This window comes from Planomicrobium sp. MB-3u-38 (genome assembly GCF_002836425.1).
Classification (GTDB): domain Bacteria; phylum Bacillota; class Bacilli; order Bacillales_A; family Planococcaceae; genus Planococcus; species Planococcus okeanokoites.
The window spans coordinates 33,890-39,889 of the sequence record NZ_PJBO01000075.1; the positions used below are offsets into that span (position 1 = coordinate 33,890).

At 45.2% G+C, this 6,000-nt stretch carries 7 protein-coding genes; 6 read left to right on the plus strand and 1 reads right to left on the minus strand.

Annotated features, from left to right (window positions below):
- Positions 1–224: 224 nt before the first annotated feature.
- The 6 genes from pepV (at position 225) to CXF70_RS16010 (ending at position 5,673) form a co-directional block, all read left to right on the plus strand.
- Positions 225–1,604: a dipeptidase PepV gene (gene pepV / locus CXF70_RS15985; RefSeq protein WP_101803480.1), complete on the plus strand. Its 1,380-nt coding sequence runs from the start codon at positions 225–227 to the stop codon at positions 1,602–1,604.
- Positions 1,605–1,677: 73 nt separating this feature from the next.
- Entirely contained in the window at positions 1,678–2,529 is an 852-nt protein-coding gene (gene dat / locus CXF70_RS15990) for a D-amino-acid transaminase (RefSeq protein ID WP_101803481.1), read from the plus strand.
- Positions 2,530–2,660: 131 nt separating this feature from the next.
- Positions 2,661–3,200 (plus strand): RNA 2',3'-cyclic phosphodiesterase, encoded by a 540-nt coding sequence (thpR, locus tag CXF70_RS15995; protein WP_158241208.1) that lies wholly within the window; start codon positions 2,661–2,663, stop codon positions 3,198–3,200.
- 22 nt (positions 3,201–3,222) lie between these two features.
- Positions 3,223–4,134 carry a diacylglycerol/lipid kinase family protein gene (locus tag CXF70_RS16000; RefSeq protein ID WP_101803483.1) on the plus strand — a complete coding sequence of 304 codons (912 nt, stop codon included), beginning with the start codon at positions 3,223–3,225 and terminating at the stop codon, positions 4,132–4,134.
- Positions 4,135–4,152: 18 nt separating this feature from the next.
- Complete coding sequence (gene trmB / locus CXF70_RS16005) at positions 4,153–4,800, plus strand: tRNA (guanosine(46)-N7)-methyltransferase TrmB (RefSeq protein ID WP_101803484.1); 648 nt, start codon at positions 4,153–4,155, stop codon at positions 4,798–4,800.
- Between the two features lie 18 nt (positions 4,801–4,818).
- Complete coding sequence (locus tag CXF70_RS16010; RefSeq protein ID WP_101803485.1) at positions 4,819–5,673, plus strand: YtnP family quorum-quenching lactonase; 855 nt, start codon at positions 4,819–4,821, stop codon at positions 5,671–5,673.
- Positions 5,674–5,776: 103 nt separating this feature from the next.
- On the opposite strand, the gene CXF70_RS18490 is transcribed toward CXF70_RS16010, so the two are convergent.
- A partial coding sequence (locus CXF70_RS18490) for a hypothetical protein (RefSeq protein WP_233208665.1) occupies positions 5,777–6,000 on the minus strand: 224 nt, incomplete at its 5' end.

A 6,000-nucleotide genomic window follows, 5' to 3' on the forward strand; every position in this document is an offset into this window, starting at 1 on the left:
GTGTTTGAGACATCCTCCTAAAAATTATCTGCCAGTCTAATTTATCTGACAATTTGATTATATCGAAAAAGTGTTTTAATATCCATGTTTTTATTTTAATTTACTTAAATTAACAAATCATTTACAAAAAGTTTATGTACTAAATCTGAAAAATATTTAACCGGAATTTCTTTTAAAAAATTTTAAAAGGTGTACAATGGTTGTAATAAAAGCGGGGTGTTGAGATGGATTGGCAGTTGGAAGCAGAGAAAAGACAGGAAAGCATGCTGAGGGAATTGCAGGAACTGATTGCAATTCCAAGTATTTTAAGTGATGACGTAACTGAGGATGCGCCTTTTGGCAAAGAAGTGAAAAGGGCATTGGACTGGTTCCTGGATAAAGGCCGTGAAAAGGGATATGAAGTTAAGAATGTCGACAATATCGCTGGTCACCTGGAAATCGGATCAGGTAAGGAATTGCTCGGAATCCTCGGACACGTCGATGTGGTCCCCACAGGAGAAGGGTGGACGAAAGATCCTTTCGGTGGTGTGATTGAAAATGGCAAATTATTCGGCCGAGGCGCAATCGATGATAAAGGTCCGACGATAGCTGCCTGGACAGCGCTGAATTTGGTGAAAGATGCAGGCTGTGAATTCAATAAGCGCGTGCGCCTTATTATCGGTACAGATGAAGAAAGCGGATTCCGCTGTGTGGAAAATTATTTTCAAAAAGAGGAAATGCCCACTATGGCATTTGCGCCTGATGCGGATTTTCCGATCATCAACGCTGAAAAAGGGATAGCGGCTTTAATTTTCTCTCAAGTTTATTCCGGTAAGGAAGACCAATTGATATCATTTAAATCCGGTGAGCGGACGAATATGGTACCGGATCTCGCGAAAGCGGAAGTTGAAGGGAGTCTTTCTGATTGGCGAACTGAATTTGAAAAGTTTACGGCTGAACATGATCTTGTTTCTTCAGCAGTTGAAGAAAATGGCAAAGTAATCTTGACCGTTCACGGCAAAGCGGCGCATGCAATGGAGCCGGACGATGGCCTCAATGCCGGCGTGATGCTCGCCTTATTCCTGAAAGATCATCTAACGGGCGACGGTCAGGTGTTTACTGAATTTATTGCTGATAAGTTTTATGGCGATACACGCGGCAAGGCTTTCGGACTTGCTTTTACGGATGAAGCATCAGGAGATACGACATTTAATGCAGGGATTATGCGTTTTGAAAAAGCCAAAGGGGGAAAAGTTGAAGTAAGCATGCGCTATTCGATTTCCTACCCGTTTGATGAAAAAATGGCTGATTTTCAGGTGGAAGGTTTTTCGATGAACATCCATTCCAATTCACAACCTCATCATGTCGATGAAAATGATCCGTTTATCAAGACACTCCAGTCTGCCTATGAAAAGCAGACCGGCGACAAGGCGGAGCTGCTGGCTATTGGAGGCGGCACGTATGCAAGAGTGATGGATAAAGGCGTCGCATTCGGTATGCTGTTCCCGGGCGAGAAAGATGTAGCCCACCAGCTGGATGAATTCGTGGATATCAACAACCTGACAAAAGCGGTGGCGATTTATGCGGAGGCGATTTATCAGCTGGCATGCAATAAAAAAGAGTGAAAATGTCATAATCATACAACATTAATTGATTCATCATGGAAAAACACTATCAGAAGCGAAAGAGGGAATGGATATGGAATGGATCTTACACAACGATGAGTTTATTCAGGAAGATGAGCTGAAGATATCAAAAGAGGACCGCGGGTATCAATTCGGCGATGGGATCTACGAGGTGATCCGTGTATATAATGGAAATCTCTATACGGCAAAAGAACATATCGACCGCTTTTACGCGAGTGCTGAAAAAGTGAAGATTGTCGTGCCTTACACGAAGGACGTTTTCCACAAATTGATGTACGATCTTGTCGAGAAAAATGAAATCAATAATGGGCAGGTCTATGTTCAGATCACACGAGGATCATATATACGCCAGCACCAGTTTCCTGCAGATAGCTCGCCGGTTGTGGTCGGCTATACGAAGACTGTTGAACGTCCCGTGGAGTTGATGAGAAACGGTGCTCGTGCGAAATTCATCGAAGATATGCGCTGGCTCAGATGCGATATTAAGAGCCTGAATCTGCTTGGGAATGTGCTCGCGAAACAGGAAGCGTATGAGGACGGTTGCTATGAAGCAGTTCTGCACCGTGGTGAAATCATCACGGAAGGCTCGTCATCCAATATGTACGGCATAAAAGACGGCGTGTTGTATACCCATCCTGCTACAAACCTGATATTGGACGGCATTACGAGAAGAACAATTCTCGGTCTTTGCGAAGAGGTTGGAATTACGATACAGGAAACGCCGATGACAAAAGTGCAGGCGCTTAAAATGGATGAGTTCTTCATGTCCTCCACGACAGCTGAAATCATTCCACTTACAGAACTCGATGGCTTCAAAATCGGGAATGGGGAACGGGGCCCGTTGACTGAGAAATTGCAGCAGGCGTTTGAAGCGAAATTAAACCTGGGTGTTGAAGTGCAATAAACTCCTATCCGAAACAGCAGCCGAAATTACAGGCTGCTGTTTTTGATTTGAATCGATTTTTTGATCATCCCGATAAAATCAAGCTGACCGTTAACACCGGAGAAATGGTAAACTGATAAAAGGTGATGCAAATGGAACAACATTATTTTATTGGAATTAAAATACCGTTTCCTGTAGCGCAAAGTCTCGCGGAACAGCGAGATTCCTGGGACTTGTCCAGCCACAAACGATTGCCTGTGGCAGAAGTTCTTCACATTACTTTGCTGTTTCTGGGCGGTGACCCGCATGGTGAAATCCAGGAAGTGGCGGAAGCATTGGAGAAAGTGGCACATAGCCCTTTTACTGTGGAAATTACAGGTACAGGATATTTCGGTAAAAAGGACCGCCCACGGGTGGTTTATGCAGCCACTGAAGAAAATGAATCGTTGAATGGTTTGCAGCAGAAGATTAAAGATATCCTAAAAAATTTTCAATTGAACCCGGACAATAAACCGTATGTTCCGCATATCACACTCGCGAACAAATGGATGGGCCAAGAGCTGTGGGAAGGGATTCCCGAGCTTAAGACCGGCCGCTTCGAAGTCGGGGAGTTCAGCTTGTTCCGGATTGAACCGACCCAAACACCACGCTATATTGCTGTACAAAATTATAAATTGAAGGATGGCGTATGATTGCGCCAGTGGGCGAGGTCTTATGAGGACGATATTCATAATAAATCCGGTTGCCGGCAATGGAAAGGCTATGAAGAAATGGATGAAAATCAAAGAAACCATCGAATTTCCATTTGAATTGGCCGTCAGCCAATACAGCGGGCATGCCACTGAGCTCGTGCGGGAGTTGCAACATTCACCGGAACCGGTTCTGGTGATCGGTTTCGGGGGAGACGGCACTTTACGGGAAGTGATTGCCGGGGCGGCAGGTTCACAACAAGTACTTGTAGGCTCCATCGCAGCCGGATCCGGCAATGATTTTGGCCGCGGTTTTCATTCTTTTAAAGATGCCGTGGAAATTGCTGATTTTGTGAAGAATCCTGCTGCCAGCAGGAAAGATCTTGGAGAATTCTTTGACGGCAGGACCTATCAGTTTGTCAGCAGCACAGGCATCGGCTTTGACGCGGAAATTTCAGTGAAGGTCAATCGATCAAGGATCAAACATTGGCTCAATAAAATCGGGATGGGCAAACTGGTTTATTTGGTGTATGTCATTATTACACTGCTGAGATTTCGACTTTTCCGGCTTACTGTGGAACAGGAGGGTGAAATGCTCCATTTTGATAAAGTCTGGTTTGCGACAGTCAGTAACCAGCCCTATTTTGGCGGCGGCATGAAAATTTCGCCACATTCTGTGCCGGACGATGGCGTTTTGGAGCTGACCGTTGTCAACCGCCTTTCCCGATTGAAACTGCTGCTCGTTTTTGGTACGGTATTCAGCGGGAAGCATCTGCGATTTAAAGAAGTTCATCAATTGAAGGGCATCCGTTTTTCATTGTCAGCCGACCAGCCGGTTTATCGCCATGTTGACGGCGACAGTGCCGGCCGTACACCTGAAGATCGCAGCATCAGCTATTCGGTCAGTGCGAGTGACTGGCATTCTGTAAATAAATGATAGAAAGAGGAAGAAAAAATGAGAGCAAGATATAAACCATGGGCAGCGGAATTGATCGAAGCCCATCCGGAAATCGTAATTCCGGAACCAGCAAAATTGAAAGGCAAATGGAAAGAGGAGTTCGGCAATTCGAATCCATTGCACATTGAAGCCGGAAGCGGCAAAGGCCGTTTTATCACAGGAATGGCTATGGCGAATCCCGATATCAATTACATCGGCATCGAATTGTTCGACAGCGTGATCGTTACGGCGCTTCAAACAACGCTGGAGCAGGAAAATGGCATTCCGAATTTACGTCTATTGCGTGTAAACGCGCAGGAAATGGAAAGCTTTTTTGAAAAGAATGAAGTGGACCGCCTGTATTTGAATTTCTCCGATCCATGGCCAAAAACGCGCCACGCTAAACGTCGCCTGACACATGAATCATTCTTGAAATTATATGAAACGGTGCTGCCGAAGAATGGGGAAATCCATTTCAAGACGGACAACCGTGGACTTTTCGAATATTCGCTGACAAGCATCTCGGAATACGGCATGCTGCTGAAGGATGTTTCGCTGGACCTGCATGCAAATGAACCTGAATGGAACATCATGACAGAATACGAAGAAAAGTTCATGAAAAAAGGCCAGCCGATTTACCGGATGGAAGCACAATATAATTCGTAAACTGAAGGGGATGGGATGATGGATAAATTTGATTTTCACGATATGAAGTTGACTTGGCTCGATGGGGGCACAACGAATCTCGATGGCGGCACCATGTTCGGCGTAGTGCCGAAAGTGGTGTGGTCAAAACGGTATCCGGTCGATGAAAAGAATAATATCGAGCTGCCGACACATCCGATCCTGGTTCAATATGACGGTCATAATATTTTGATTGACAGCGGCCTTGGCGACGGGAAATTGACTGATCGCCAGAAGCGGAATCTTGGGGTGTCTTCTGAGTCTTCATTGAATAAGAATTTGGAGGAACTCGGTTTGTCTGCCGCTGATATCGACACGGTGCTGATGACGCATCTGCACGGGGACCATGCGGCCGGCTTGACTGAAATGCAGGGAGAGGAATACGTTTCCGCATTCCCGAATGCGAAAATTTATGTTTCAGCAGTCGAATGGAATGAAATGAAGAATCCGAATATCCGCTCACGCAACACGTACTGGAAAGAAAATTGGGAGCCGATTCAAGATCAGGTTGAAACTTTTGAAGATGAGTTGACGCTGTTCGGCGCCATCACGATGATCCACACAGGCGGCCATTCAGATGGACACGCTGTCATCAAGCTGGAAAGCGGCGGGGAAACGATCCTTCACATGGGCGATATCATGCCGACTCATGCCCACCAGAATCCGCTTTGGGTATTGGCTTATGACGATTATCCGATGGATTCGATCTATGCAAAAGAACGTTTGATGAAAGAGGCTTTGGAGAACGAGTATTATTTCTCTTTCTATCACGACGCATATTACCGTCTGCTGAAATGGAGCAAGGACGGCAAAGAAATTGTCGAAACGCTGCAATATAAAGAGAAGAATATCTGATTTTTTGGAGAGGCACCGCTTTTTGGCGGTGCTTTTTCTTTGGGGATTGGGGCAACCGCAACTAATTTGGATCTAACCGCAACTAAAGTGATTCCTACCGCAACTAAATGTTGAAAACGCGCAACTTAGAAATAAATATTGGAAAATATTTCTTTAATTTAAGTTGATTATGAGCTACCCGCACCTCAAATCGTTCTAACCGCATCTCAGATGGATTAACCCGCACCCCAAAGTGGCCAAGCCGCACCCCAAACGATTCAACCCGTACCTCAAATCCACGTTCGATAATTAACTTATATTCCCAATTGAAAAAGGTTCCCAAAATGG

What these genes read in the sequence shown, in the direction of transcription:
- thpR (WP_158241208.1), top strand. Translation starts at nt 2,661, where the DNA reads ATGGAACAACATTATTTTATTGGAATTAAAATACCGTTTCCTGTAGCG.
- CXF70_RS16010 (WP_101803485.1), top strand. Translation starts at nt 4,819, where the DNA reads ATGGATAAATTTGATTTTCACGATATGAAGTTGACTTGGCTCGATGGG.
- dat (WP_101803481.1), top strand. Translation starts at nt 1,678, where the DNA reads ATGGAATGGATCTTACACAACGATGAGTTTATTCAGGAAGATGAGCTG.
- trmB (WP_101803484.1), top strand. Translation starts at nt 4,153, where the DNA reads ATGAGAGCAAGATATAAACCATGGGCAGCGGAATTGATCGAAGCCCAT.
- pepV (WP_101803480.1), top strand. Translation starts at nt 225, where the DNA reads ATGGATTGGCAGTTGGAAGCAGAGAAAAGACAGGAAAGCATGCTGAGG.
- CXF70_RS16000 (WP_101803483.1), top strand. Translation starts at nt 3,223, where the DNA reads ATGAGGACGATATTCATAATAAATCCGGTTGCCGGCAATGGAAAGGCT.